This window comes from Agaribacillus sp. DX54 (assembly GCF_056858335.1).
In genome coordinates this window covers 19,533-45,265 of record NZ_JBXEQE010000001.1, presented here as the reverse complement: position 1 = coordinate 45,265, position 25,733 = coordinate 19,533, and the positions used below count along the sequence as shown (strand labels likewise).

Sequence of the window (25,733 nt, the reverse complement as noted above, 5' to 3'; positions counted from 1 at the left end):
TCTAAATAAATTGAGTTGAAAACTCAAGACCATGGGATCATCGTCACAGACAAGGACCAGATATAGGTTGCGCAACAGCCACGTATAGCAATGCTAATCAACCTTGCGATATAAATCTTTAATTAACCAGGATAATATAAATCATTTTTAGTTATTTCGTAGCCAGAGACAGTTTTTCGTTTTCGATAATAAAACCAACCTTCGAATGGGCCTGTTATTACAACACGGGATGGTATCATATTTTGGGACGGGAACAGGGTCATACGTCAACATGGGTAGGCTTACTCAATAGTCCTTTGGTTAGAATTAAAAAGCGTTAGTGTTATGAAAGTAACTGTAAACAACATTCAACATTTAGAAGAGCTTTAGTGCTCGAATTACATTTTAGCGATCATTTTAATAAACTGATCTTTTGTAGTGTTCAATTGGCGTAAGTGAATTTTGATGATGAATTCCGGCACCGGATTTATATGGGTCTGTAAGGTAATAGGTCTTGGCACATCACTACGTGTCCAATGTTCATGCCCACCTGATGTTCTTGTGTGTTTGCAACCAATTGATTTAAGAAACTTTTTGTATTTTCTAAGTGGTATATTTCTTAGGCCAGACATTAAGCTAATACAGGAAAATCATATTTTGAATTGACTTTTGAAAATTCTTTATCCCGTAATACCTCTGTTAAATAGTCCCTATCCCTTAACAATTTATCTATGGCAGGTTGAACAAATTTCTTCTTTCTCTTATTAATTTGCCAGCCAAGTTTAATAAGTTCTGATTCAAACGTTCCTTTATTGGTTGTATATCTAAAAAATTCCTTCAACGTCTCTTTAAAAGATTTCCTCGCATTTCGTTTTGTTGTATCATACCCTGCTAAGTCTAAAGCTGGTGAATAGACTATATAAGTATCATCTTCTTTGAACTCAAACAGCGATAAAATAACTTCAATAGAAGCACCCCGGCTATTATATAGTCCCTGGAAATTAGTGTTTTGCATCTTTCCTAATAATTAATTTGCTCTATTTCATCCAAACATAGTTTAGGTACTCTAATATAACGTAACGCATGAAATTAAAAAATGATTGTTTATTACAAACATTACGCAGCATATACCATTTACCCGTCAACAGAAGTGCAAAACCAGGACTTGAAGTAGAAAATTTTTTTTAACTATTTAATATTACGATTTAAAAGCCGATTTCTCTAATCATGGATAGATGTCTTACCTTCAAAACTTCATTTTTGTCCAATTCATTTAGTGGCTCTTCTGATGACTCAAAGGCGCTGATAAGGTTCTGAAAAATACCCTGTCATAGTATGTATCCCAAAGATCGTAGCCGGCCTTTTTTCCTTTGTTATGGGCTTCAATTACATCACCTACAATGACTTGCCAGACCTTGCCAGCGCCAACCCTTGTCCTACGTGGCTTGTGGTTATCAGCGCCACCGGTTGTTCCCCAAAAATGGTGCCTCTGTAAATACCACCGTCTTCCAATTGGTTATGCCAGTATAGTTGCCCTTCCGATTCATCTATGACCATCGTGTAGGCATTATCGACACCATCTTCCAGGTCATAAACCGTTTCCAGTTTCAGGCTGCCATCGATGCTGCCTCTCATGATCCTGTCTGAAAATGCCGCCCCTGGCAATGCATTGTCTGTAATAAACAGTTCACCGGTTCCTTCGCTGATAGCGACGCCATAAGGATTTAAAAAACCACTGCCTCCGGCGTAAAGCAGCTCAGGTGCAGTGCTCATATCCATATCCACGCGCCATAGTTCGTTATCCACGTACTCCACCCAATAGAGATAACCGGCAGACAAGGCTATGCCCCATGGACCGTGAATGCCTTCCTGCCCGGTAAACAGCGTATCTACAGGGCCAGTGCCATCTGCGGGGGCAGTTAAAATAAGGTTGTCGTAGGGCTGAGTCCAGTATAATTGCTGGGCTTCGCTGTCCAGCACAAGCTCCATAGGGCCGCGAGTATTGAAGGGCGTGGCATAGAGCACCTCCGGGTTACCGGTTCCATCCCAGGAGGCCCGCACCAATTGGCGTTTTGAGAAATCGGTCCAGTAGATGCGTTGGTTAGCGGCGTCTGCTATGATGGCGGCGGGCCCCTCCACGCCTTTCACGGAGTTGAAAAGGGTGTCGGTGTGCAGGTATTGCTCTTTTTCATACACCGCCCTGAGTATTTTCCAGTCGCCCAGGCTGGTCCAGAACAGGTAGGTGTATTCCGGATATTCCGGGAGGGGATCTTCGCCGTCGCTGCAGGCGGATGTAAGCAACAAGGAGGTAAAAAATAAAAGAGAAAGTCTTCTATACATCTTAATCTTTTTGTTCTGCTATCCGATACTCATAAAATTAAAACAGGCGCACATGATTATGTACGCCTGAAAACGCATTTTGATCAATCCAATGGCAATATTTACTAATTTTGGCCTAAAACCCCTATTTCCAGATCGAAATAATTGGCGAAGTTAAATCCGTCAAATAATACTTCTACTGTTTGACCATCCAGGCTGGCCCTGTTCAGTTCCGTTTCGCCCATATTGTTTTCATTGGTAGCATTCAGCCAAAAAACAAATCCATTCTCCAAATCAATCTCCATATCGGAGGGGCTTCGCACATTATCACCGGGGCCGACGAGGGTAGTTAAATCACCGGAACCATCCAGTTTACCGACCAAAATTGAACTAGAGGCACCACCATCAATCCGATTGTCAGCAATAAACAACCTTTCACCATCCGGATCGAAGGTGATCCCTGTTGGTCTGACCAATCCATCCGAATCATCAAACAGTACAATAGGGTCTGTCGAACCATCAAGGCTTCCTTCCGATACGGCGATTAACCTTTCGTCAGTCCAATATAATTTATTATTCGCAACATAAAGTTTTGGCGAGACTGCTAAATTAGATGACTTCGGGAGGGTGTAAATGGATTTAAGTTCACCGGAGCCGTCCATGGGCGCCCTGTTAATAAAAGAATTTTGGTCCGGATCAAAAAAGCCACTTTCCGTCATCACGTACAAAGTCTTATTTTCAATATCCAATGCGATATCATATATACCACTTGTTCCACCAACTTCATATAAAAGTTCAATAGGCCCCTCTCCATCAATTGGTGCCCGTACAACCCCATCACCTCTTGATGTCCAGTAAATATACCCGCCATCCAAATCCAAATCAATACCACTACTTCCCACATTTTCATCTTCTGCGGCGCTGTACAACAAAGTGATATCAACACCAGTTTCTGTTATTACACCTCTAAAGACCCCTTCTTGGGCGACCCAATAAGCTGTTTTCACCCCTACTGGCAATGGGTTCACGGTAAAAGACAGGGTGGTGGAAGCACTTACTCCATCACGGCTAACGCTCACCTGCAGTTCCCCTTCTTCAAGGTTTTCGGGTACAGCAGTAACTATACTAGTATTGGTTATCGATGAAACCTGGGCTTCTGTATCCCCAAACAATACTTGTATTACCGTAGCATCCTCTCCAAAATTTTCCCCGGTTATTGTCACTGCAACACCAGGCAGGCCATTGGTAGGATCCAGGCTGGTCAATACAGGATCGGGAAGTGAGGTATCTACAGTAAATGATTGACTGGAAACAGCTTCTACACCATTGGCTCTTACCGTAATAGGACCATCGATGGCACTTTCAGGGACAATAACAGTAAGGCTGGTAGCGTTTCCTTCCTCCAGGATAGCCTGTGCCAGCCCGGGTGTCGCACTACTTTGACTTCCTGTGAAGAATACCGAGTTTTGTGAAAAATCTGTATTAAAACCTGTACCGGTGATGACGACTGTCTCATCTATTCTGGCGGTAGTAGGGTTAAAGGAGGTAATAGTTAGTTCAGGGCCCTGTGGGCCATCACCACCATCATCGTCATCACTACAAGCTACAAAGATCATTGCTATTGCTAAAAAAATTCCCGGCATAAGCAGCGGGGCATTCCACATTTTTCTTTTCATATTTTTTAAAATTAATTATTTAAATTGGATTGATATAACAGGTAAATGTTTTTCATTGAAGGGTCAATTATGGATATTGTATATGTGTGTTTTAGTTTGTAAAGAAACCCGGCAGTGCCTGCTGCCGGGTTTTTATAGATCCCGGATAAGGATCATTCCAACAAATTAGCTTTCTTATTTAAAAGTCTGCCCAACTGCCAATGTTCCAATTGGTACCTTCGGTAGCTTCACTACCTGCACCAAAAGCTCCCCGGAAGTCAACATTTTTGTTAAAAAAAGTATCCAACAGGTTATTGGAAAAGTCTGAAGGCTGTTCTGCAGCAGGTACAAAATCAGGAGTTGTCAAATTCCAGGCAGCAGCTTTAAGTCCTGAAAAAGCAGTTAAAGAATTTGCACCTGTCCCTGAACTACTAGCCTCAAGCGCCGCATTAGAATAGGCAGCAACAGTGGTAAAATTAGTTACATTAGTAGATGTAGCATTATATACCCCAAATGTTGGGTATACCAACGTAACCCCTTCAATGCTTACACTATTGTCAGTTGCATCATTGCCATCACTATCGAAGTCACCAGGAGTTTCCAACTCCAGTTGATCTTGTGGCCATCCAACTATAATAGAATTAAACAGGTTCATCTCTGAAGCATCCCGGATCAGAACGCCCGCATTGTAGGCAGGATTTACAGATGCCGTTGAACCCGGACCAATGGGACCTATCACTGTAAAATTGCTGAAGGTACCATTGGTAAAGTTTCCAGTGGCATCATCACTGTCCCCATTAGACTCAAAACCACCGGTAGGGAAAGAGGAAAAGTTAGCCGGATCACGTAATACGATACCAAATTGCACATTCCCACTGTAACCCTGGTCGGTATCGAAATCATCGTCCGTATTGCGGCTGGCGATCAGGTAAGAAGCATCGACTGTACCTCCAAAAAACTCAAATCCATCGTCTGCACCAAAGGATACCTGGATATGGTCAATGGTCGTACCGCTGCCTACCCCTCCTAGTGTCAGGCCATTGGTTTCATCACCATCGACCAATACATTTCCTGCATATTCAATTCTTACATATTGTAAGGTACCTGAGTCGTCGCCTGGCACATTTCCTCCATAGCCGTTATCTCCGGTAGTAGATTGAGGGATCCCTTCAATGAGACCTACCCCACCTGGAAGGTTTACAGTAGATCTGCCTAAAACAATAACGCCTCCCCAGTCTCCTGGTTCAGGAGTACTATCTTCGGCAGTAAATACAATGGGCGCAGTGGCAGTACCGTTGGCCTGAATTTTACCGCCTCTTTCTATCACAAGTGTTCCGGGAGGCACACCCGTAGCAGGATTACCGGCAAGCGTACCGACCCTCCCTAAAATGCGTGTGCCGGATTCGATCGTCAAAGTAACCCCACTAGGCACACGTACAAACTGGTTGAGTATATAAAGGGTATCCCTGTCCAGTGTCCTGGTACTCAAAAAAGTATTTCCATTTGCATCGGGACTAGCCCCTAATACGACAGTACCTACGGTCGATTGTATACCGGCTGCTACACCTTCTACATCCATCGCAGGGTTATCTACTGTTAAAACATCTTCTTCGCAGGCGGTAAATACAAGTAAGGCACCTGCTATAAGAAAAATACCAATTAAATTTAAAGCTTTCATTATGATTTAATATTTTTGTGTTTGATTGTTACTTTCCACTGGCATGAGGTCGGTGGAATACCTGTCCCGCATCTTGCCCTTGGCACGGTGCGGGGCTTTTTTGTTACCTGAGGTACTGTTTCATCCGCTGTGTTTTACAGGTTAAATAATTTGTTAAAAACAACATGCTGCTTCACTTCACCAATCTGTCCCGGATCCTTATGCCGCCATCATGAAGCAGGCAGGTCATCATCTTGATATTTGCTGGTTAGGTATTGCCTGGTTGATTACTAAAGGATTATCCGGTTTTGTAACTCCATGCTGCTTTCCCGCCGGGTAGCGGGAAAGTAGCGAAGGGAGTATCATTGTCACCTTGGCATGGAATACAATGTCAATTAAGATAATCATGTTTATGGTATTGCTCATTTATCTGATTTTTGTTCATTTAAAATTCTACACTCAGGCCTACGGAATAATAACTGCCCAGCCTGAAACGCCTGTCCATAAAATCCACTACCTGCTCTTCTCTTTCTGATCGGTCGTAAGTCACGTTCAGCACCTGTCCGGGTGTATATTTCCCATCGAGGTTATCGTCCCTGTAAAATTCAAAGGGCTGGTTTAACAAATCCTGTACACCCACCTTCAGGCTGAGAAAGGGGGTGATACGTTGCGACCACGTGAGGTCCAGGGTAGTGCGTTCCCGCTGATAAATAGGCCCCTGCCTGACCATACCGGTTGAGATCATTCGCTGTCCTATGCTGTTGACCAACGCTGAAATGGTGGTACCCCATTCCGGCTGTTCAAAATACAGCGCTACATTGGCTACATAAGGCGAAGCACCCACAAAAGGCCTGTAATTCCCGATCTCCGGTTGATCGGCCTCCTCTTCAAATTCTTCACCCAGATCTACCCTGTTTTGCATGTAGGCATAATTGCCGATGATGGAAAAATATCGTAAAGGCCTCCAGGGAATAAAGCCCAGATGGCGCCTTACCTCAATTTCAAAACCACGTACATAGGCTTCCTCCGTATTAATAAAAACCATCTGGCTGTTACCGGAACCGGATAGGGCAGAAAGATTGGTGACATCTGCAAGCTCAATGGCATTGGTCAGGTTTTTGTAAAAAAAACCTACTGCCACAAACTCTTCAGAGGTGGGATACCACTCCCAACGCAAGTCATAGTTTTGTATCTCCGCATCTACAAGACCAGGATTACCGGTGTAAATTATTCGTTCTTCAAATTCCAAAAAGCTGAAATTGGCAATTTCACGAAAAGCCGGGCGATCCAGTGTTTTACCGTAGGTAGCCCTTAGCTTCATGCCAGAAGTAATATTCCAGTTAATCGAGGCGGAAGGCAGCCAATAATCAAAAACCGGTCCCGCTATGGTATCACCCACTGGCACTCCTTCCCGATTATTATCAAAACCGCCCTCAGTAATCACCAGCCTATCCAGGTTATCAAAAAGCTTACGTTCAGTCCATTCATAGCGGACACCCGCATTTAACTGAATGCGGTTATTCCATACAGGAAGTTCAAAGCCCACGTAGCCCGAGTAAAGTTGGTAGTCCACCGAATAGCGTCCTTCGCTGTAATCCCTCATCAAGAACAAACCTGACTGATCATTGGTAACAAGACTGTCATTATAAATGCCTGACATGTTGAACCAAGGCTCGCTGATACGCTGAAGGTCTAAGTTACCGGCGTAATAGGTTGAATAATACCAGGATTCAAAAAGGCGGTCCTGAACCTGCATCATTCCACCGGTTTTCAGCTTTAAGCCATTGGAAAATGTATAATCATGGTCCACACCCGCCATGATCCCGTTTTCTTCCATAAAGAACCCCCCTCTTCTGGTATTTCTGTCAATAAGCCGACTCCTTATGATGTAAGTACCCTCGGTTTTGGCTGAATCCACATTGTAAAATTCATAACTCTGCAGATCCGGTATGGACTCTTTCATCCAGGTACGCCCGGCATACCACTGCACATGGTGTTTGCCGAGCAAATGATTTCCTGTAAGCTGGCCACTGAAAAGGTCACGTCTGGAATATTCGAAATGTATTCTTCGTATGGTGTTTAGAAGCGTTTGTTCCCTGAAGCCATCTCTGACAATGGTCTGATCCAATACCTGCCTGTTAAAAAAACCGGTAAATCCTATTTCGTGATGATCATTAATCAGGTAATTAAGATTTTCCAATACACTCAATCGAAGGCCTGCGTCGTATACACTGTCTACAAACTGCGCTTCGGGTATTGGCTCCACGATATAGGTATCACCTGCTCTTGTTGCCCGAAGGTCCTGAATGGCATCTATTCTTCTAAAACTGGCCTCATTGGTATAGGTGGCACTGGTGAGGTTATTGAGCCGCGAACCGCCAATTTTCCAGGAATCATAATAATTGATATTAAAGCGTTTGTCAAAATTATGGGTACTCCTCCTCAAGCTATAGGGTTCGGGAAAGTTACGGGTAAGCTCGGCATTGGCGCTGGGGAAAAACTGCTTGTCAGGGAATTGAAAATCAGCGTTGTACAGTCTTTCATCGTAGAGGCGATCTCCCAGCCCAAAGCCTATCCAGTCGCTGTCGCTGGTACCGGTATTGGAATAAGTATCGGTAAATGAACTGCCTCCTGTCCGGTACTGGCCGGAAATACCGATCTGTATCCTTCGGGCGGTGTTGGCTTGCTTCGTAGAAACTTTGACAATCCCCCCGGCAAATTGACCGGGCAATTCAGGGGCCGGGCTTTTATAAACCATCATCTGATCGAGTAAGCCACTAGGGACGAGATTAAACGAAAAGGCCCGTTGGTTTTCCTCCGTACTGGGAGCGATCATGCCATTCAGAAAGGTCATTGTATAACGCGGATCCAATCCCCTGATCAACACAAAATTATTGAGCAAAGTAATACCTGGTATGCGTTGTGCCACATCTGCCGCATTTCTGTCAAGGCTGCGGGATATCTGTTGATGAGAAATGCCGGTTACAATGCCTGTCTCAGCCCTGATGCTCGACAGCAAGGTCATTTCGGTAGAGTTTTTGATAGGTACATACTCAACGGGAAAGTCAGCCGTTACCACAATCTCATCCAACTTCTTCATTTGCTGATCCAGCGGTACGTTTACCACAGTGACGATGTTTTCTGTTACCTGTATGTCTTCGATTCGCCTGGCTTGATAGCTTACGTATGAAACCAACAATGAATAGGTGCCTACCGGAATGTGCGTAATCTCAAATACACCATCAATATTCACGGGAGCTCCTAAATTGGTGCCCTCCACACGCACAGAGGCCCCTATTAAAAACTCATCTTTATTTTGCGAGTCGAATACTTTCCCCCGAATTGTGCCTGTACCAGGTTGCCGGTCCGCCTTAATAATGATGCGGTTGTTCATGACCGTATATGTCAGCTCATAGGGATTAAGCAGTGCTGCCAGCACCTCTCCCAAAGGGGTATTCACATACGCCAGATTTGGAAACGAAATCCCTTTGACATTACCTGTACTAAAGATGAACTTTATTTCAGTACTTTCCTCCAAATAATGCAACACTTCTTTCATGGAACAGTTTGTACAATTAATTGTCACAGTTGTTTTCAAAATGTCGTTATAGGCATGACTCTCAGCCGAATTACCGGTTATTTGTGAAAAAGAAGAAAGAAAAATCAACATGCCTGTACAGAGTAAATGATAATACTTCTCGGGTAAGTTTTTTTTCATGTAGGTCGTGTTTAATTGGTGATCTTTATATATATAAAATTAGTGGGTCATTGTGTCAGCTCATTTTTTATCCGCCTGGGGCTTCTGATTATTAATTGTTTTTCATTCTGGTATACTATTTCAAAGGGGTGGATCTCCTGCATCATTTTCAGTATCTGGTCCAAGCGGAAACCGGTAAAATCACCGGAAAATGAATGTTTTTTTATGACTTCATCCACTAATTCAATCCGGACATCGAACCGGTTTTCCAGATACCACCTGATTTCCTCCATGCTGCTGCTATCAAAAACCAGGTCGCCTTCCCGCCATTGCAGATAAGCCTCCACATTGGTGCTGTCTAATAACTGTCGATCGTTTTTCAAACTTATCCTCCCGGATGGGAATAAAGTGGCCAACACTTGCAGGGAATCACTTACCAATACTTTACCCGTGCGGACAATTACTTCGTAAATATCTAGTCCTGACAAGGCTTTTACATTAAAAGAGGTACCTAGTACCGTGGTTTTCAGAGGGCCTGATTGTACTACAAATGGCTTATCCGGGTTTTCCTCCACTTCAAAATAAGCCTCGCCATTCAGGACAAGTTTTCTTTCTTTGCCTATAAAAAACCGGTTATAGGTCAGTGTGGTACCTGAACGCAACCAGATTTTCGAATCATCAGGCAAAGTTAAAATTTGCATTTTCCCCTCGGGTACAACGACTGTTCTTCTGGTAGCAGAGAGTAGCTGCTGGTAGAGCGCAGCACGATAGTTAAGTAAAAGCATAGAGGTGACTAATAAAAGGGCAATGGTTGCAGCCCAACGAAGCGGTAAGACAGATCTGCTGATCTTTCCGGAATCTTCAGTATCTATAGCCTCTAATATATTTTTATATATTTTCTGACGTTTATTAGCACTGTGCCGCTCAAATTGAATGATGTGCTCGTCTTCTTTCGTATCGAAGCTTTGATACCACACCTCCAGTTCCTTACGCTCATTTTCTGTTAATACATTGGCAGCATGTTTTTCCAGCAAATATTTAATTCTTTCTCTCTGCATAATAAGTTACGTTCAGCCATATAGTTACCCGGCACACACATCTCCCTAAAAACAACCTGTTATGCTATTGTTAAATGTCACACTGAATTCTTAATATGGCGATAATAATACATGGAGTGGTTTACGGGCAATGCCTGACGATACAACCGGGCGTAATTACTACTCGAAGTCCTGAACGCACAACTGGCAGTTCAGATCTTGTTTTGATTTTTCATGGGTTAAGCATCATTCATTTTCTTTCACAGAAAAATTATAAATGACTGAAAATCAAAATAATGATAAGAATTTTTGAGTTTCGGGTATCATGTGATCATTAAAAAAACAACGCCCATAAAAACAGATAAGAAAGGTAATCGGGGCAATTGGTTCTTATAAAACGAAGGGAGGAATGTATATGGTACTCCACGGCTTTTTCGGAAATGTTCAATCGGCAGGCGATTTCCTTGTTAGAAAGGAATTTCTTTCTGCTTAGCTCAAAAATACGCTTCGATTTGGCCGGAAGTTTCTGTACCAAATCTTCGATGTTTTGTAACATATCCCGCTGTTCAATGCGATGCTCCAAGTGGCCGTTTACAGTCACTACATTTTCTCTGAATGCCTGATAATGTGCCGCTTCCCGGTATCGCTCCCGCAAATGGTACAGGATCTTCTTTTTGATAATTCCATACAGATAATGCTGTAAGGACTTTTCCACTTTTATCTCCCTTCTCTTTTCCCAAAGTTGTATGAAGAGCTCCTGAACCAGTTCCTCTGCCAGATCCTCGGCATTCAACCGCTTGTAGGCATGCAGGTATAGCCCCTTCCAATAAAGGTTATATATTATTTCAAAAGCTTTTTTATTTCCTTTTTGGAATTCCGATAATAATTTCGTTGCCTTCCAATCTCGCATGGCTTTATAAATTCCTTAAACTTGCGTATTCAAATTTATTGCTTTAGCATTTTCCATTGCTGAGATTGTGTTTATGAAAATGTTAATTTTTAAAGACCTGTTCACTATGGCACAAGGATTTTTCCTTCATAGTTGGCAGGGGTCATCATTTTTCCCGCAACACCATGAAAAGCTACACAAAAAAGACAGCTTGGTCTTATCGATGACTATCTCAAAAGTTTGGATAGTTTAAATGTATGCAACCGATCCGCTTCGGTAATCTTTAACAAATACCATCCTTGTGACAGCATATGCCGGGTTAAATCGATGGCAATTTCCTGATTCTCAACTTCATCGACCAACTGTTCGAAGATGATTTTACCATGGATATCCGTAAGCAAAATCCGCCTCACAGTATGATATTCGCCGAATTGTACTTTTACTGTTGAATAAAACGGGTTAGGATAAACGTTTAATCCTGTCCTGTTCATCAAACCGGGGGCTGGATTTCCGGTCTGAGGCTTGCTTGAAGCAGTGATGGGCCGGTTCAAGGCAGAAACGTTCCTTGCCGTTGATGGATCGGTATAGCTTGTCCATGATATATCATCGATAGCTATCGTGTTATTGGTGCTTGCAGAAGAGGCGTTTTTTATGGCCACGGTAATATTGCCGGCCATATTGATGTTGTTAACTGTAAAATCGTAAATCTCACTACCGGTATGATTCATTGAACCTACTACGGCACCATTGATTAATAATTGGATGGTGCGTGGGTTGCCGGTATCCCACAGGTCTTTACACTTTACTGAAAAAGAAGCAATACCACCGGGTATCGAATCTGAAACCACCCCGGTTTTTCCGGACTGAAAATAAATGCCTTTCGAACTATTAATATAGCCGGAAACGCCTTTGGCGGCAACATGCCAATTTTTTCCGTTATCACCGGTATAGGTTTCTTGTCCCCAACCTGTGAAGGTCAAATGGCCGAAAGTTTCAACACCTCCATGATACCATGTTGACTTTAAGGCAGCATACTTTGTAAGGGCAGCATCCATCCAGGCAGGTCTTGCCCCCAGCCGGTGTTCCACCTGGGCTTCATATAGCGACGCCGGGCTCACTTTTGTGCCATTGCTTTCTTCATATTTTACATTTGACCGGACAAAGGTGGTGGTACTGCCATGGTAGCCCACTACGATGGGATTCACAATGGCTATGCCGCAGTAATTGCCGCCACAGTTTTCCCAAAAATTGTAAGGGGCCGACAGGTTGGCGCCGACTCTTTTTTGATTCCATATCGTCAAACCGCTGACGTGGTTGGGCAAGTTCTGGTAAGCCCCGCCATTGCCAGTTACTTCTACACTCGTGTAAAGGTCAATGAGGTTGGTTCTCGGAAAACTGCCATGCAGGTCAAAGCCCCGGCCTTTGGTAGCCTCTATTCTCCAAACGACGGACCCACTGGCACTTCCTGACATATTTGGCCCATGCCACTGGCCGTTGTTGGTATTATCCCAGATCAGTCCTTGCAGGATTCTGGTAGATCCTCCGGTCGAAGTCAGGGTGTGGCCCCGGTTGCCGTCTATCAATAGCATGATCATAGATGACGCATAGGCGTGGCCAAAACTCGCTACACCGGTAACATCGGTGAACCGGGATCGCCTTACCCAGCAATGGGCTACCCTGGACATTTTAATGGCATTCCAACCCGCATTATGAATGTAATCTTTGTGATGCACAAAGTTATCCAGGAAGTTGGCCTTGAAATGGATATCTTCAAACCCACTTCCTTCCATCATATCGAAACCCCGTACTTTCCAACCATGTGACACTTTCATGTCATCAACGATTGGATCTTTGAAGTAAACCCGGTTATTGACCACATCAATCGAGTCAATTTCATGAAATTCGATCAGGTTAATCCCATCGTTATTGATCTTGCTCCAGATACTGCGTGGTGTTTTTCCTTCCAGAAATTGACTATTCGCCGCTGTCGTAGCAGGCATTTCCATCCGGCAATATTTTCTCCCCTGAAAAAGGCTGGCATTCCGAACAGTAATAAAGTGATCCCCCCGGTCGGCGTCATGGGTCAGTGAACTGATCGCCGATGAAGACCAGGGAAGGGTGAAATCAATCATAGGCGGCACTGCCCATGTAGGATTACCGGGAGGAAGCAACATGTGGTTTTTCATGTTGATGACAGTACCTCCGGGCGTAGAACCACTCCCCTTTAAAATGATATGGGATGACGCTATGGTAATGGAGGTAGTATGATTCGGATCGGTATTGACGAGGAACTCGCCCGGAGGGAAAAATACGATCCCACGGCCATTGGCCCCGGCTGCATCAATAGCTGCCTGGATCGCAGCCTGGTCGGAGTTGGCATCATTGGGTACGGCACCGTAATTGGTCACATCAAAAACCGGGTAATTAAAAGAATCCGGTATCGCTTCCGCTCCGAGTTTGTATCCGGCATACCCATAATTTGGTAATAGCGGAATATTGGGATCATTAATCGCGCCCGTATATTTTTTCCAGATTTGTGCTTCCTGAGCATGGGTGTAATTCGTCATAAGAAGCGATGGCAAAAAGAGAAATAATATCAGAATAGCGGGCATTTTATGATTAGTAATTGTTTGCATCGTCTTGAAGTTTAAGAAATTTATAGCTCCCCGGGCCTGCTTTAGCATTAAGCCAAACCATATGGAAAATCGGCGTTTTCAAGATTTTTCTCCCTACGCCTTAGAAAAGAATGATTGGCATCTACCGGCATTCCGGGGTATTAAAGACTTTTCCTTCTTTTTGAATTCAAAAAAAGTAAGGAAAGATTTTTTAGATTTATAATCCGGCATCTTTACTGCACTTGAATACTGATTGATCTTACTAATTCTTTGGTGTCATCAACAGTCACATTTATACCAACGAATGTGGCCGTATAAGTACCCGGCTGATCATAGGTATGAGGTATCTCGCTAACCTTATCCGTGTAGGAGTTTTGTGACGCTCCTTTATCGGGAAATACAGCGGTTAAATTGAGCGGCCCGGTAACCAGCCAATCTTCGTTGGATGGAGCGGAAGCATTACCACCTGCCATCTCCCAAAACGTGTTTTTCCAGGTCCAAACCTTTCCTTCCCCTTCGACATTGACGCCAACGAAACCAGGAATGCTAATATCAGCCACATTAATTGCCTCACCATAGGTAGTAGTCAAAGTGATTGAAAAATCTGTGATCCTCCAGGTTCTTTGCGTAGTGCCTGCTGTTCCGGTAAACCTGAAGGCCAGATAAACCGGTTTATCTATATAAGCCAACAGGTCACCTGCTCCCGATTCAACGAAGTCAAAGGAACCTGCGTTGGTATCCAGTATGAAGCTTGAAGTAATATCGGTCCAGGTAGCAGCACCCACCGAAGAGGCATCCGCGTTACCGCTCAAATCGGTAGAGATCATGACCTGTAGCGTATTTTGTTGTGCACCCCACCGCAATGTATTTTTAAAAGAAAGTGCAGGAGTTCCCTCAGCCTGAGTCCTGCTTCTGTGCATATAACGATGACCGTCTTCTCCGGAATAAAACGTCATGAAATCCGGATTACCCTCGATTAAAAATATCACTTCCTCTCCTGCTTTCACCACTGCACTGTCCATAGCAATCTGAAAATCAGGTGATTCAACCGATAAATCTTCCACACAGCCCGCTATGAAAACTATGATGGAAAGAAGCGTTATGATGATAGAATTTTTCATTTTTCGAACTTTAAAATCAAACATCTTTGACTACCAGCCAGGGTTTTGCTTCAGGGCGGGATTAATTTCTATTTCCTTTGTGGGAATGGGCAAGAGCAGGTATTTTTCCTCGACGTTGTCCCCGACCCTGGCTTGATATTGTCTGTTATCAGGATATTCGGCCCTGATTTGGGCCGCAAGACTTTTCACTGTAGTAATATAAATGCCCCACCGTATCAAATCCCTTTTTCTTTCTCCCTCGTTACACAATTCACGGGCCCTTTCATCAATAATCGTATTTCTAAAGGCATCTTTATCAGCGACCTCCGGTCCGTTGAGATTAAAGGGTGTGGCCCCGGTATTATTTGTGGCAAGCTGCTCATCTCTTATGCGCACAGCATTTAGCGCATCCAAAGCCTTTTGTGTAGGACCGTTCACTTCGTTTTCTGCTTCGGCCAACATCAACAATACATCGGCATAGCGCATCACCGGATAATTCGTCGACGTAAAGTTTTTATCCTTAAGTGATGAATATTGTCTATCCCATTTTCCAGGCTCACGATCCCATATATCTGTGTCTTCATAAAAACGCTTATCACCGTTTGATAAAACACGATAGGTAGCAATGGCCACATCTCTTCTGGCATCTGTTGGCTCATACAGGTCGTACAATTTTTTTGTCGTACCAAAAAATGCCCAGTCAAATCCATAATCGATATTTCCGGATCGTATACCGTTCAAATTACCAAAACGCCAGGACTCCGTATCCCCTGTTCTGTCGCCAAAAAATACAATTTCGAACATGCTTTCTCGCATGTCGAATATATCTGCCGTTAAGTTGATAAAAACCTGATGCTGGTTATCCAGGAGTCCATGCTCACCGGAGTCTTTTACTTTTTGTGCCCACTTAAGTGCTTCCTGATACCTGGTTACATCTCTAAGTGGTTCACCGGCCATTGTCAAATTTACCCGGGCCAGCATGCCTTTCACTGCGCCTTGGCAAACTCTTCCATATTCAGCCGTCACAAAACGAGATGCGGGAAATACCCGCTCCTCAGCATACTCCATGTCCTCAATGATCTGCTCATAAACCTTCGCCGGCGGATCACGCGCTATTTTAACATTGAAACGATTTTCTAACAGTCCCAAATCCAATCCAATATTGGCTTCTTCAACGGTTTCCCACCTCAGGTACTGGTTTTCCAGCCTGTTGGGTACTACCCCAAGCTGAAGCTCATTGTTAAAAGCATAAAAAATCGTAGAACCCGATGCGTATTTTCGATCCACATATTCGAGTGCTGCCTGAGCAGCAAAATCATCTATTCTGTTATTGCCTATTTGTCCCCAGCTGGCACGCACCTTCGCGTCACCTATGAAGGAAATACTTTTCATGAAATTTTCATCGCCAAGCTGCCAGGCCAATCGCCCCGGTCAAATCTTTCTTATTTTGAGTACCATAACCTATCACTACTACTTCCGAAAGTGTTGAAAGATCGGGTGCCAACTGTACTTCGATTACCGATCTGCCTGCTATTTCTAATTCTTCGGAAATGTATCCGACATAGGAAAATACCAAGGTGGTTGCATCGTCAGGAACATTGAGCCTGTAACCCCCATTGGCATCTGTGATAGTGCCGATGCCCGTATGCTTCACCAGCACATTAACACCCGGCAAACCTTGATTATTTTCGTCGGTGACTTTTCCTGAAATCGTGCGATCAAATACCTGATAGTCAATCTTATCGTTTGGTTTAGCGTTTGATTTTTTCTGCTTCCAGACATAAATGTTCCTGTTTACCCGTTTAAAGTTGTATTGAAATGCTCGGGAAAGCTCCTCAAGCACATGTTTCAGATTAGAATTTCTCAAATGCAGGTCAATCCTGGAGTCACTGACTACCATCTGCCCCTTTGAAGCAAATACAAAATCAGTCTGATTCTCAACGATACGGATAATTTCTTCCAAAGAGGCATTGCTTACCGAAATTGACACCTTCACTTTTGCTAAAGATTGACCAAGTGTTGCATTCGCCACCACCAATTGCATCGATACAAGTTGTATCACCATGATATAAAGCGAATGTTTAGATAATAGCATAATTAGCTTAAGTAAGTTTAGTTTCATACTTTTACATTTAGAGTAATTAATTCAATTGATTACTTCCCGAATGCATGGTTCGGGAATGAGGTCTTAGGCTGTGCCACCAGCTTAAGGCCTTCTACTTTTCACCCGGTAAAAAGTTAATGCGTGTTTATTGGGTATTTTATTGCTTCATAGGCTTTCCTTCCTTTATTTAGTGACAACCTTTTCCTTGAATAGTCCATTGATTATATCCGTCAAATTCATAGTCGAATTCCAGTAAGGTTTGTAATCCCTTCAGAATCGTCTCCAGGCTTTCTCGCTCATACCTGGCTTTTCTAATGGTGCAGGAGCCCATCTCCCTGTTTTCAAGCATGACTTTTTGATCAAATCGCTTTTCCAACATCACAATTACGTCCCGCATGGGTGTGTTTTCAAAAATAAGCTCCTTAGTATACCAGGCCAGGTATTTTCTGACGTCTACCGGTGTATGTGTAAAATCTTTATTTTTTTGGCTGTAAATTGCCTGTTGATGCGGTGTAAGCAAAATCGCCGTATCTTGCTCAGGTGATGATTTATCAGATGATTCCACCTGTACTTTTCCCGTTAGCACCGTCACTTCAATATCTTGTCCCTTATAGGCCCTGACATTAAATGAAGTGCCCAGCACCCTGGTTTTTATTCCCGAGGATTCCACAATGAATGGCCTGTCATGCTGCCCGGTCACTTCGAAAAATGCCTCTCCATCCAGCTTTACCACACGTTGGAAGGCAGCAAATTTTTCGGAGAAGGTAAGTGAACTCCCTGCATTCAGGTTGACAACTGAACCATCGGGCAATGTGTATAATGCCCTTTGGCCCACCTGGGTAGACTTTGTGATATAGTTTATGCTTTTTCCATCTGCCAACGGCTTTAGCCCCGGCATATTTATTATCCGAACTACTACTAATAGAAGCGCTAATGTTGCCGCAATTTTTAAGGGCAGGAGCCACCTCCTCTTTGATTTTTCTTCCACCATGCGCACGCTTATCTTTCCCAACAACTGATCTCTATGATGTAAATTAAGAGACGGATAGTCCGCTAATTTACGCCACACATCCTCTAAGAGGGGCTCCAACGCTTTGGAAACAGGGCCTTTCCTGAGGCGGGAGAGTAATTCTTCAACTTCCTCTTCTGAGCAATCATTATTCAAAAATCGCTCGAAAAGTAATTTTAATCTTGCCGTTGGGTCCATACATTATTTCTCAATGTATAGACAGTACAGTTCTCATCTATCGAATGGGTGAGTCGAAAAGAAAAAAAGTTTTTTTAACCCCTTAAATGATATGAAAGCAACAGCAGCAGCATTGCCGGTTTATCAGGATGCGTCATGAACACACTCCGCAGATGCGCAGTGGCTGCCACCAGATGACTTTTTACAGTGTTTCTGGATAACCCGAGTTGTGTGGCTATTTGATCGTAAGTCATACCCTCCTCATTTCTTAGTTTAAAAATACGGCTCCTCTGGCTAGGCATTTGACTAATGTTCCACCAATGTGAGATAGTCATTGTAAATAATCTCTTCCTCAGTACTGGACCGATAGTAATTAGCCGAGGTGAATAACTGTTTTTGAAGCTTTGTATCTACAGATGCTTTGTGTAAAAAGTTGATAATGTGGTTTTTGGTTACCTTAAACAGATAAGCCTGAAATGTCGGACCTGGTTTTATATCTTCTCTTTTTTCCCAAATTTTTGTGAATATTTCAATGACAACATCAAAGGTCACACAAAATGTGATTCCTTTTTGGTAATCACCGCTACTTCAGGAACAGATAATTTAGCATAGGATTCATGGATTGTTAAAAAATTTCAATAAATTGTCGTTTAGTCGTTTGAAAAGCATCGACTTTGTATACGCATGTCTGACTCCAATTTAGAGATTAATTTCAGAAAATCAGGTGAAACAGATAACGAACTCTGGAAGAAATTCAAGTCCGGAGATATAAAGTCTTATGAAGTAATCTATAGGAGCAATGTACAACATATGTTTAACTATGGTATGAGTATTGTACATAATGAGGGGCTGGTAAAGGATTGCATTCAAGAGTTATTTCTGGAACTTTGGAAATCGAGAAGAAATTTATCGTCAACGGGCAGTATTAAGTACTATCTTCTCAAAGCGTTGCGTTGGAAAATTAATCATTCAAAGGTGCGGGACAAAAGAATGGTGGCTATGGACCAGGAGCCTCAAATCTTTCGCAAACATATCTCCTTCCCTTTCGAAGATGAACTGATAAGAAGCCAGCATGTTGCATCAAGGAAATTAAAAGTAGAACATGCGCTGGATAAATTGACTTCCCGTCAAAAAGAAGTCATCACCTTAATTTTTTATGAGGGCCTTACCTACGAAGAAGTGGCCAGTATCATGTCAATCAGCATCGGCTCTGTTTACACATTGGCCTGGAAAGCGATTACTCAAATCAAACGACTTGTGTAAGCCCTAAAAAAATATACTTTTTTTTGAATAGATATCGGTGTTCGGATACATTGTATAGTAAACGATATAGCTGATCTCTATGAATTACGCTTCTTATACGGCTGAGGATCTGGTGCTCAATCCTGAATTCAGAGCGTGGGTAATCAATCCAACCATGGACTCAAATGAGTTTTGGGAGAATTGGCTCAGGCAGTATCCTGAAAAAATTCAAGAGGTAAAGAAAGCAAAGAAAATCCTGAAAAGTTTTCCACTTGAATATAATCATCTCAAAGATGAGGTAGTAGATGATTTATGGAAAGCCATTGAATCAGCAGCCCGGAAAGATCAATCCAAGGAAGCGGGTAATCATACTTATTTGCTGAATTCGGAAACGATCATTAGCAGGTTTGAAAACCAGCGTTACAACCGGAAAATCAGTTTCAGGACAAAATCAAGAAAGATTGCCGCAGGGATAATACTGGTGATTGGAGCCACGTTGGGCTATACGACCCTAAGCCTGCAAAACCAGGAAGAGCGGATTTCGGAAAAGGAAGTGGTAATGATCACCAAGGAAAATCCGCGTGGGCAAAAATCAACAATCTACCTGCATGACGGATCCAAGATAACCCTGAATGCAAATAGCAGGCTTACTTTTCCGGAACAGTTTTCTCACTCCGCCAGAGTTGTCCATTTGGAGGGTGAGGCATTTTTTGAAGTTGCCGAAGACAGCAACAGTTCTTTTCAGGTGAATACAGGCAATGTAACTACTACCGCTTTAGGTACATCTTTTAATATAAATACGAAAAATAATCGAATCCACGTGGCATTGGTAACCGGCAAGGTTTACGTGTCGAATAACGCCGGTATGCAGGAATCGAACCTCCTGTTGAATCCCGGGGAAGATGCTTTTTACAATGAAGCAATCAATGAATTGGTAAAAGGACAATTTGATAATAAGGAGGTATTGGCATGGAAAAACAAAATCATTGTTTTTAAGCGCGCAGGAGAAGACTATGTTATGGGTGTACTCGAGGATTGGTATGATGTCGATATAACCACCACCAATAAGTCGTCATTGACATGGGATTACTCAGGCGAATTTAAAAAAATGACCCTTCATGACGTACTGGTTTCGATGGGCTTTACAATGAAATTTGATTTTGAGATTAATGACCAACAGGTAACAATAACATATCACTAAACCAACAAAATATGAAATATTGATTTAACGCTAAAAAGGGATAGTAACATTTAAGAAATGTATCTATCCCAATCAGCTTGACAGATGGTAAACTTTCTCAGGGCTTTCCATCTTACAAGCTCCAAATTATTTGTTTAACATAATTGTAAAGATATGAAAAGAAATCTTTTACCACAATTATACCATTTAATGAAGTATTCATTCCTGATCATAATCATTCAGACGCTGAGTTTTAATTTTCTGATGGCTGATATTACTAAGGCTCAGCGGGTCAAGAGCATCAGGGATGTAACTATTTCTCTGGAATCGTTTCAAGATAAGCTATCCAAAGTATTCAGGGAAATTGAATCCAAAACGAATTACAAATTTGCTTACAACGAAAAGGATATAGAAAAGAACCGGGATGTACGTGTTAGCCATAGGACGGCCTCGGTTTATGAAATCCTGTATGATATAGCCCGGCAAACCGAATTGGATTTCAAACAGGTAAACCGGACCATCAACGTGAGTCGGTCAAAGATAAAAAATAAGGGGGCCGTCCAAATAAAGGCATCTGTCGATCCGATTAGAATACAGGGAGTCGTGAAAGATGAAACAGGTGAGCCGCTGACAGGAGTAACTGTTCGGATCAAAGAAACTAATACCGGCGCCATTACCGATGTCAATGGCAAATATGTGATAGAAGCCGGGGAAGATGCCGTGTTGATTTTCAGTTTTGTCGGTTATGAAACCCGGGAGGTTAGCGTTGGGGGAAGAAGCACAATCGACATTGTTTTGGCGGCTGATCTTACGCAATTGAACGAGATTGTAGTAGTTGGCTACGGCACCCAGGAAAAGAAGGAAATCACAAGTGCCGTGACAAGCGTAAGTGCCGAAGACTTCAACAAGGGTAATGTAAATAATGTCGCTCAATTGTTACAGGGCAAGGTAGCCGGTCTGAATATTGCAAGGCCTGGCGGGGATCCGAACGCAGGCTTTACGCTGCGACTGCGCGGATTATCAACTTTCGGGGCTAATTCCAGCCCATTGATTGTGATCGACGGTGTTATCGGGGCAAGCCTTAACAGCCTGGACCCGAATGATATTGCCACCATGGATGTATTGAAAGATGGTTCTGCGGCGGCCATATATGGCAGCAGAGGTTCCAGCGGTGTTATATTAATAACGACCAAAAGAGGGGCCGTAGGTAAAACAGAGGTAGATTATAATGGCTATGTAAGCGCCGAACAAATGGCCCGCACACCGGAAGTAATGACAGCAGCGGAATTTATTGCCGCAGGGGGAAAGGACCAGGGAAGCGAAACCGATTGGTTCGACGAACTGACAAGAACAGCTATTTCGCACGTTCACAATATTTCCGTTTCCGGAGGTAATAATACCACAACGTACAGAGCATCGATTAACTATAGAGATGTCGAGGGAGTTGCTTATAATTCCGGATTTAATCAACTGAATGGAAGATTAAATCTTACGCAAAGGGCAATCAATGACAGGCTAGCGCTGACTGTCAACCTATCGTCTTTGACAAATGAGGCCAAACTGGGCTTTACCGAAGCTTTCCGCTATGCCACCATCTATAATCCCACCGCACCGGTCTTTGGCGGTCCGGAAGCTCAGAGGTTCGATGGCTATTGGCAGACTATCCAGTTTGATTACTTCAACCCTGTTTCCATCGTTGAGCAAAACCAACGGGATCGAACAACTAAAAGATTATTGACGCAGTTCGAGGCAGATTTCGAGCTAATAAATGGCTTGAATGTGATGGGAAGATATGCCCTGCAGACCAGTAGCAGATTAGATGGTACATATTTTGACAGGAACAGCTACTTTGGGGGATATAATCGCAATGGAGAGGCCAGTAGAACCACTGAGGACGTTAGCGCTGAGTTGTTTGAAACTACGGCCACCTATCGCAAAGCGTTAGGGGAGGTCGACCTGAGCGGATTGGTCGGCTACTCGTACCAGAAGTTCGAAAATGAAGGCTTTTCAGCGGGCGGATTCGATTTTATCTCAGATGTCTTCGGTTACAACAATTTGTCGGCTGCTCAATCTTTTCAGGAAGGGTTAAGCACTCCCGGCAGTTGGAAAGAAGGCTCCAAGCTAATCGCGGGGTTTGCCAGGATCAACCTTAATTATCAAAATACCTATTTCTTCTCCGCATCCATCCGAAGAGAGGGTTCAACAAGATTTGGAGAAAACAATCGATGGGGAAGTTTCCCGGCAGTAAGTGCAGGCGTAGATCTGGCAAACCTGGTAGGTAGCAGCGACCTGATAGATAATCTTAAGGTAAGGGCCAGCTATGGTATAACCGGAAATATCCCGGGACAAAACTTTTTGTCTCAGTTAAGATTTGCCCCCTCTTCCAATTTCTTCTTCGAAGGGAATTTTGTACCGAGTTACAGTCCCGTGAGTAATGATAATCCTGATCTGAAGTGGGAGCGAAAGAAAGAATTTGATATTGGGGTAGATTTTACCCTGGCCCGGGGAAGAATAGATGGTACTATCGATTATTATATAAGGGATACGGATCAAGGACTTTTTGAGCTACCCGTTCCGGTTCCGCCTAATCTGTTTGATCTGAAGTGGCTAAACATCGGTAAAATGAGAAACCAGGGTTTGGAAGTGTCTTTGGGATACAAAGTGATCGACCGAAATAAACTCACGTATGATCTGAGACTTAATTTTGCCTCCTATGAAAATGAGCTTGTATCGCTGTCAAACGATGAGTTGGCGTTTGGAACCGACGGCAGGCAGGATATTTCAAATCTTGGTTCTCCCGGTCAGAACAGGCCACTTATTCGCGTGGAAGAAGGAAAAGATATAGGACAGATAATCGCCTTACAATTCGACGGATTGAATGATGACGGGACCTGGAGGTTTATCGATCAAAACAATGATGCTGTTATCGACGATTTGGATGAAATCGTGGTAGGCAATGGGCTTCCTGACTTTGACATCGGCTTTAATAATACGATTACCTATGGAAATTTTGATCTAAATGCGTTTTTCAGAGGTACCTTTGGTCATGACCTGATCCATACTAACAGAGCCTTTTATGAGAATACCGATGTGGTGGAGGCCTGGAATGCTATCAAAACCGAGCATTTTCTCCCTAACCTCAGTGATATCCCGTTGTATTCCGACCTCCATGTTGAAAATGCTTCTTTTTTTAAACTGGATAATGTGACTTTAGGCTATAACCTTGCTGTCAAAAATTCAGGCGTGCTTAAAAAACTTCGCTTCTATTTTACCGGTCAAAATCTGTTCGTGATCACCGATTACACAGGTGTAGATCCCGAAGTACGGTATGAGGATAACGGCAACGTACTGGCACCGGGTATCGACAGACGCAATACCTGGTTTGCAACAAGAACCTACACGCTTGGAGTAAATGCCGGTTTTTAGTATTTCATACATAATTTTAGTATCATGAATTACAGAAAAATACCCATTAAAATATTGTTATTGGTCGTAAGCATGTGTTCAATAGCTATTGCTTGTACGAACTTAGATGAGGAGGTCTTTAGTCAGGTAACCGTCGACAATTTTTTCCAAACCGAAGAGGAACTGGTTGCTGCAATTGGGTCAGTGTATGCCAACTTATATGGCTATATGAACAATGATCATGTTTATAGCCTGCAGGAAACATCATCAGACGAATTGGTGGTACCGACAAGAGGCAATGGTTGGAATGAAAATGGCACCTGGAGAAGATTGCACACCCACGAATGGACCCCTGATAATCCACGCGTGAATTCATGCTGGAACTTTTGTTACCAGGGGGTTAATGCTGCAAACAGGTTAATATTCCAGTTTGAACAAATTGGAACAGCGGCTGCCGATGTAACAATTGCAGAATTAAAAGTTTTCAGGGCGATGTATTATTACTGGCTATTGGACCTTTATGGCAATGTCCCTATAGTAACCCGTTTCGCCGATGCCGAACCGAATCCTGCCAATAATACCAGGCAGGAAGTGTATAATTTCGTCATAAGCGAAATCACCGATAACGTAGACAAACTCAGCAAGGAAGTTGACCCTGCAACCTATGGAAGAGTCGACTATTATACCGGTCAGGCAATATTGGCCAAAGTGTACATGAATGCCGGAGTATATACGGGCACTCCTCAATGGGAAAAAGCTTTGGCAGCGATACGCGAAATAACAGGCTCGGGGAAATATTCGCTGGCAACCAGTTATTTCGACAATTTTGATGCCGATAACGAAAATTCCCCTGAATTTATTTTTGCCATCCCCTTCGACGAAGTTTTTGCCAAAGGTTTCGTAATGGGGGCCATGGGCCTTCATTTTGGTTTACAGGATGTGTATGATCTGGCTTATCAACCATGGAATGGATGGGCCGCCGTTGGCGAGTTCTATGATACCTATGAAGAAAACGACAAACGAAGAGGGATCCCATCTGATCCGAATATCAGAGGCAACTTTATTTCAGGGCCCCAATTCAAGAGAAACGGTGATCCGGTAATCGATAATGCTTACGAGGTAGAAAATCCGGACGCCCCTGAGCAAATATTCGACCCCGATGGCCCCGAATTGAACCTGACCGTATACCCGAATGGGGACGGACTCTTTTTCCTGAGACAGGACGGAGCCAGAGTTGCAAAATATGAGTTTGAGCAAGGCGGCCAAATCGATATGAACAATGACTTTCCAATCTTCAGGCTCACAGATTTTGTGCTGCTGGAAGCGGAAGCCTTGCTGCGACTTGGACAGGAAACCGGTACTGCTCTGATGTTGGTGAATCAGATAAGGGAAAGAGCAGGGGTCGATCCGTTCACAGCGTTGACGGAAGAAAGCCTGTTAGCTGAAAGAGGCAGGGAACTCTTCGCAGAAGCGATCAGGAGACAGGATTTGATCAGGTTCGGCGTCTTTAATGATGCCTGGTGGGAAAAAGATCCAAGCCCGGCGTTCAGGAATCTCTATCCCATTCCCAGAGCTCAATTGGATGCCAATTCAAATTTAACTCAAAATCCCGGTTATTAACAGGTAATTAAAATTCGCGCTTCATCAGCAGGCCGTCTTAAAACTACG

Annotated in this window: 19 protein-coding genes; 4 read left to right on the top strand and 15 right to left on the bottom strand. The window is 43.3% G+C overall.

Annotation, left to right across the window (positions count from 1 at the left end; translation table 11 throughout):
- Positions 1–610: 610 nt before the first annotated feature.
- The 15 genes from AC04NP_RS00150 to AC04NP_RS00080 all read right to left on the bottom strand — a co-directional run bounded on the left by AC04NP_RS00150 (position 611) and on the right by AC04NP_RS00080 (position 18,790).
- Positions 611–994 carry a hypothetical protein gene (locus AC04NP_RS00150; RefSeq protein WP_482857268.1) on the bottom strand — a complete coding sequence of 128 codons (384 nt, stop codon included), beginning with the start codon at positions 992–994 and terminating at the stop codon, positions 611–613.
- A gap of 380 nt (positions 995–1,374) precedes the next feature.
- On the bottom strand, positions 1,375–2,319 hold the full coding sequence (locus AC04NP_RS00145) for an NHL repeat-containing protein (RefSeq protein ID WP_482857267.1): 945 nt from the start codon (positions 2,317–2,319) through the stop codon (positions 1,375–1,377).
- A gap of 104 nt (positions 2,320–2,423) precedes the next feature.
- The gene (locus tag AC04NP_RS00140) at positions 2,424–3,974 is read right to left on the bottom strand and encodes an IPT/TIG domain-containing protein (protein WP_482857266.1); all 1,551 of its coding nucleotides are present in this window, start codon (positions 3,972–3,974) and stop codon (positions 2,424–2,426) included.
- Between the two features lie 178 nt (positions 3,975–4,152).
- On the bottom strand, positions 4,153–5,631 hold the full coding sequence (locus AC04NP_RS00135) for a hypothetical protein (RefSeq protein ID WP_482857265.1): 1,479 nt from the start codon (positions 5,629–5,631) through the stop codon (positions 4,153–4,155).
- Positions 5,632–5,859: 228 nt separating this feature from the next.
- The gene (locus tag AC04NP_RS00130; RefSeq protein WP_482857264.1) at positions 5,860–6,036 is read right to left on the bottom strand and encodes a hypothetical protein; all 177 of its coding nucleotides are present in this window, start codon (positions 6,034–6,036) and stop codon (positions 5,860–5,862) included.
- A 19-nt stretch (positions 6,037–6,055) separates the two neighbouring features.
- On the bottom strand, positions 6,056–9,328 hold the full coding sequence (locus AC04NP_RS00125; protein ID WP_482857263.1) for a TonB-dependent receptor: 3,273 nt from the start codon (positions 9,326–9,328) through the stop codon (positions 6,056–6,058).
- A 47-nt stretch (positions 9,329–9,375) separates the two neighbouring features.
- Complete coding sequence (locus tag AC04NP_RS00120) at positions 9,376–10,365, bottom strand: FecR family protein (RefSeq protein ID WP_482857262.1); 990 nt, start codon at positions 10,363–10,365, stop codon at positions 9,376–9,378.
- Positions 10,366–10,678: 313 nt separating this feature from the next.
- Entirely contained in the window at positions 10,679–11,254 is a 576-nt protein-coding gene (locus AC04NP_RS00115) for an RNA polymerase sigma-70 factor (protein ID WP_482857261.1), read from the bottom strand.
- Positions 11,255–11,460: 206 nt separating this feature from the next.
- Positions 11,461–13,869, bottom strand: a complete 2,409-nt coding sequence (locus AC04NP_RS00110) for a DUF4955 domain-containing protein (RefSeq protein WP_482857260.1) — start codon at positions 13,867–13,869, stop codon at positions 11,461–11,463.
- A gap of 212 nt (positions 13,870–14,081) precedes the next feature.
- Entirely contained in the window at positions 14,082–14,969 is an 888-nt protein-coding gene (locus tag AC04NP_RS00105; RefSeq protein WP_482857259.1) for a DUF5017 domain-containing protein, read from the bottom strand.
- Positions 14,970–14,999: 30 nt separating this feature from the next.
- Positions 15,000–16,340, bottom strand: a complete 1,341-nt coding sequence (locus tag AC04NP_RS00100) for a RagB/SusD family nutrient uptake outer membrane protein (protein ID WP_482857258.1) — start codon at positions 16,338–16,340, stop codon at positions 15,000–15,002.
- 7 nt (positions 16,341–16,347) lie between these two features.
- Positions 16,348–17,043, bottom strand: coding sequence for a DUF4974 domain-containing protein (locus AC04NP_RS00095; protein ID WP_482857257.1), 696 nt, complete (start codon positions 17,041–17,043; stop codon positions 16,348–16,350).
- Positions 17,044–17,239: 196 nt separating this feature from the next.
- Positions 17,240–18,259, bottom strand: coding sequence for a FecR family protein (locus tag AC04NP_RS00090; protein ID WP_482857256.1), 1,020 nt, complete (start codon positions 18,257–18,259; stop codon positions 17,240–17,242).
- Positions 18,260–18,333: 74 nt separating this feature from the next.
- Positions 18,334–18,540, bottom strand: coding sequence for a sigma factor-like helix-turn-helix DNA-binding protein (locus AC04NP_RS00085; protein WP_482857255.1), 207 nt, complete (start codon positions 18,538–18,540; stop codon positions 18,334–18,336).
- A gap of 4 nt (positions 18,541–18,544) precedes the next feature.
- Positions 18,545–18,790 carry an RNA polymerase sigma factor gene (locus tag AC04NP_RS00080; RefSeq protein WP_482857254.1) on the bottom strand — a complete coding sequence of 82 codons (246 nt, stop codon included), beginning with the start codon at positions 18,788–18,790 and terminating at the stop codon, positions 18,545–18,547.
- 132 nt (positions 18,791–18,922) lie between these two features.
- Between AC04NP_RS00080 and AC04NP_RS00075 the strand changes: the two genes are divergently transcribed.
- The 4 genes from AC04NP_RS00075 (at position 18,923) to AC04NP_RS00060 (ending at position 25,685) form a co-directional block, all read left to right on the top strand.
- Positions 18,923–19,501, top strand: coding sequence for an RNA polymerase sigma factor (locus tag AC04NP_RS00075; RefSeq protein ID WP_482857253.1), 579 nt, complete (start codon positions 18,923–18,925; stop codon positions 19,499–19,501).
- 79 nt (positions 19,502–19,580) lie between these two features.
- Positions 19,581–20,681 carry a FecR family protein gene (locus AC04NP_RS00070; protein WP_482857252.1) on the top strand — a complete coding sequence of 367 codons (1,101 nt, stop codon included), beginning with the start codon at positions 19,581–19,583 and terminating at the stop codon, positions 20,679–20,681.
- Between the two features lie 153 nt (positions 20,682–20,834).
- Entirely contained in the window at positions 20,835–24,086 is a 3,252-nt protein-coding gene (locus AC04NP_RS00065) for a SusC/RagA family TonB-linked outer membrane protein (RefSeq protein ID WP_482857251.1), read from the top strand.
- 24 nt (positions 24,087–24,110) lie between these two features.
- Entirely contained in the window at positions 24,111–25,685 is a 1,575-nt protein-coding gene (locus tag AC04NP_RS00060; RefSeq protein ID WP_482857250.1) for a RagB/SusD family nutrient uptake outer membrane protein, read from the top strand.
- Positions 25,686–25,733: the final 48 nt, after the last annotated feature.

Excerpts from the sequence above, each read along its gene's own strand:
- AC04NP_RS00150 (WP_482857268.1), bottom strand. The coding sequence starts at position 994 with ATGCAAAACACTAATTTCCAGGGACTATATAATAGCCGGGGTGCTTCT.
- AC04NP_RS00145 (WP_482857267.1), bottom strand. The coding sequence starts at position 2,319 with ATGTATAGAAGACTTTCTCTTTTATTTTTTACCTCCTTGTTGCTTACA.
- AC04NP_RS00140 (WP_482857266.1), bottom strand. The coding sequence starts at position 3,974 with ATGAAAAGAAAAATGTGGAATGCCCCGCTGCTTATGCCGGGAATTTTT.
- AC04NP_RS00135 (WP_482857265.1), bottom strand. The coding sequence starts at position 5,631 with ATGAAAGCTTTAAATTTAATTGGTATTTTTCTTATAGCAGGTGCCTTA.
- AC04NP_RS00130 (WP_482857264.1), bottom strand. The coding sequence starts at position 6,036 with ATGAGCAATACCATAAACATGATTATCTTAATTGACATTGTATTCCAT.
- AC04NP_RS00125 (WP_482857263.1), bottom strand. The coding sequence starts at position 9,328 with ATGAAAAAAAACTTACCCGAGAAGTATTATCATTTACTCTGTACAGGC.
- AC04NP_RS00120 (WP_482857262.1), bottom strand. The coding sequence starts at position 10,365 with ATGCAGAGAGAAAGAATTAAATATTTGCTGGAAAAACATGCTGCCAAT.
- AC04NP_RS00115 (WP_482857261.1), bottom strand. The coding sequence starts at position 11,254 with ATGCGAGATTGGAAGGCAACGAAATTATTATCGGAATTCCAAAAAGGA.
- AC04NP_RS00110 (WP_482857260.1), bottom strand. The coding sequence starts at position 13,869 with ATGCAAACAATTACTAATCATAAAATGCCCGCTATTCTGATATTATTT.
- AC04NP_RS00105 (WP_482857259.1), bottom strand. The coding sequence starts at position 14,969 with ATGAAAAATTCTATCATCATAACGCTTCTTTCCATCATAGTTTTCATA.
- AC04NP_RS00100 (WP_482857258.1), bottom strand. The coding sequence starts at position 16,340 with ATGAAAAGTATTTCCTTCATAGGTGACGCGAAGGTGCGTGCCAGCTGG.
- AC04NP_RS00095 (WP_482857257.1), bottom strand. The coding sequence starts at position 17,043 with ATGCTATTATCTAAACATTCGCTTTATATCATGGTGATACAACTTGTA.
- AC04NP_RS00090 (WP_482857256.1), bottom strand. The coding sequence starts at position 18,259 with ATGGACCCAACGGCAAGATTAAAATTACTTTTCGAGCGATTTTTGAAT.
- AC04NP_RS00085 (WP_482857255.1), bottom strand. The coding sequence starts at position 18,540 with ATGCCTAGCCAGAGGAGCCGTATTTTTAAACTAAGAAATGAGGAGGGT.
- AC04NP_RS00075 (WP_482857253.1), top strand. The coding sequence starts at position 18,923 with ATGTCTGACTCCAATTTAGAGATTAATTTCAGAAAATCAGGTGAAACA.
- AC04NP_RS00070 (WP_482857252.1), top strand. The coding sequence starts at position 19,581 with ATGAATTACGCTTCTTATACGGCTGAGGATCTGGTGCTCAATCCTGAA.
- AC04NP_RS00065 (WP_482857251.1), top strand. The coding sequence starts at position 20,835 with ATGAAAAGAAATCTTTTACCACAATTATACCATTTAATGAAGTATTCA.
- AC04NP_RS00060 (WP_482857250.1), top strand. The coding sequence starts at position 24,111 with ATGAATTACAGAAAAATACCCATTAAAATATTGTTATTGGTCGTAAGC.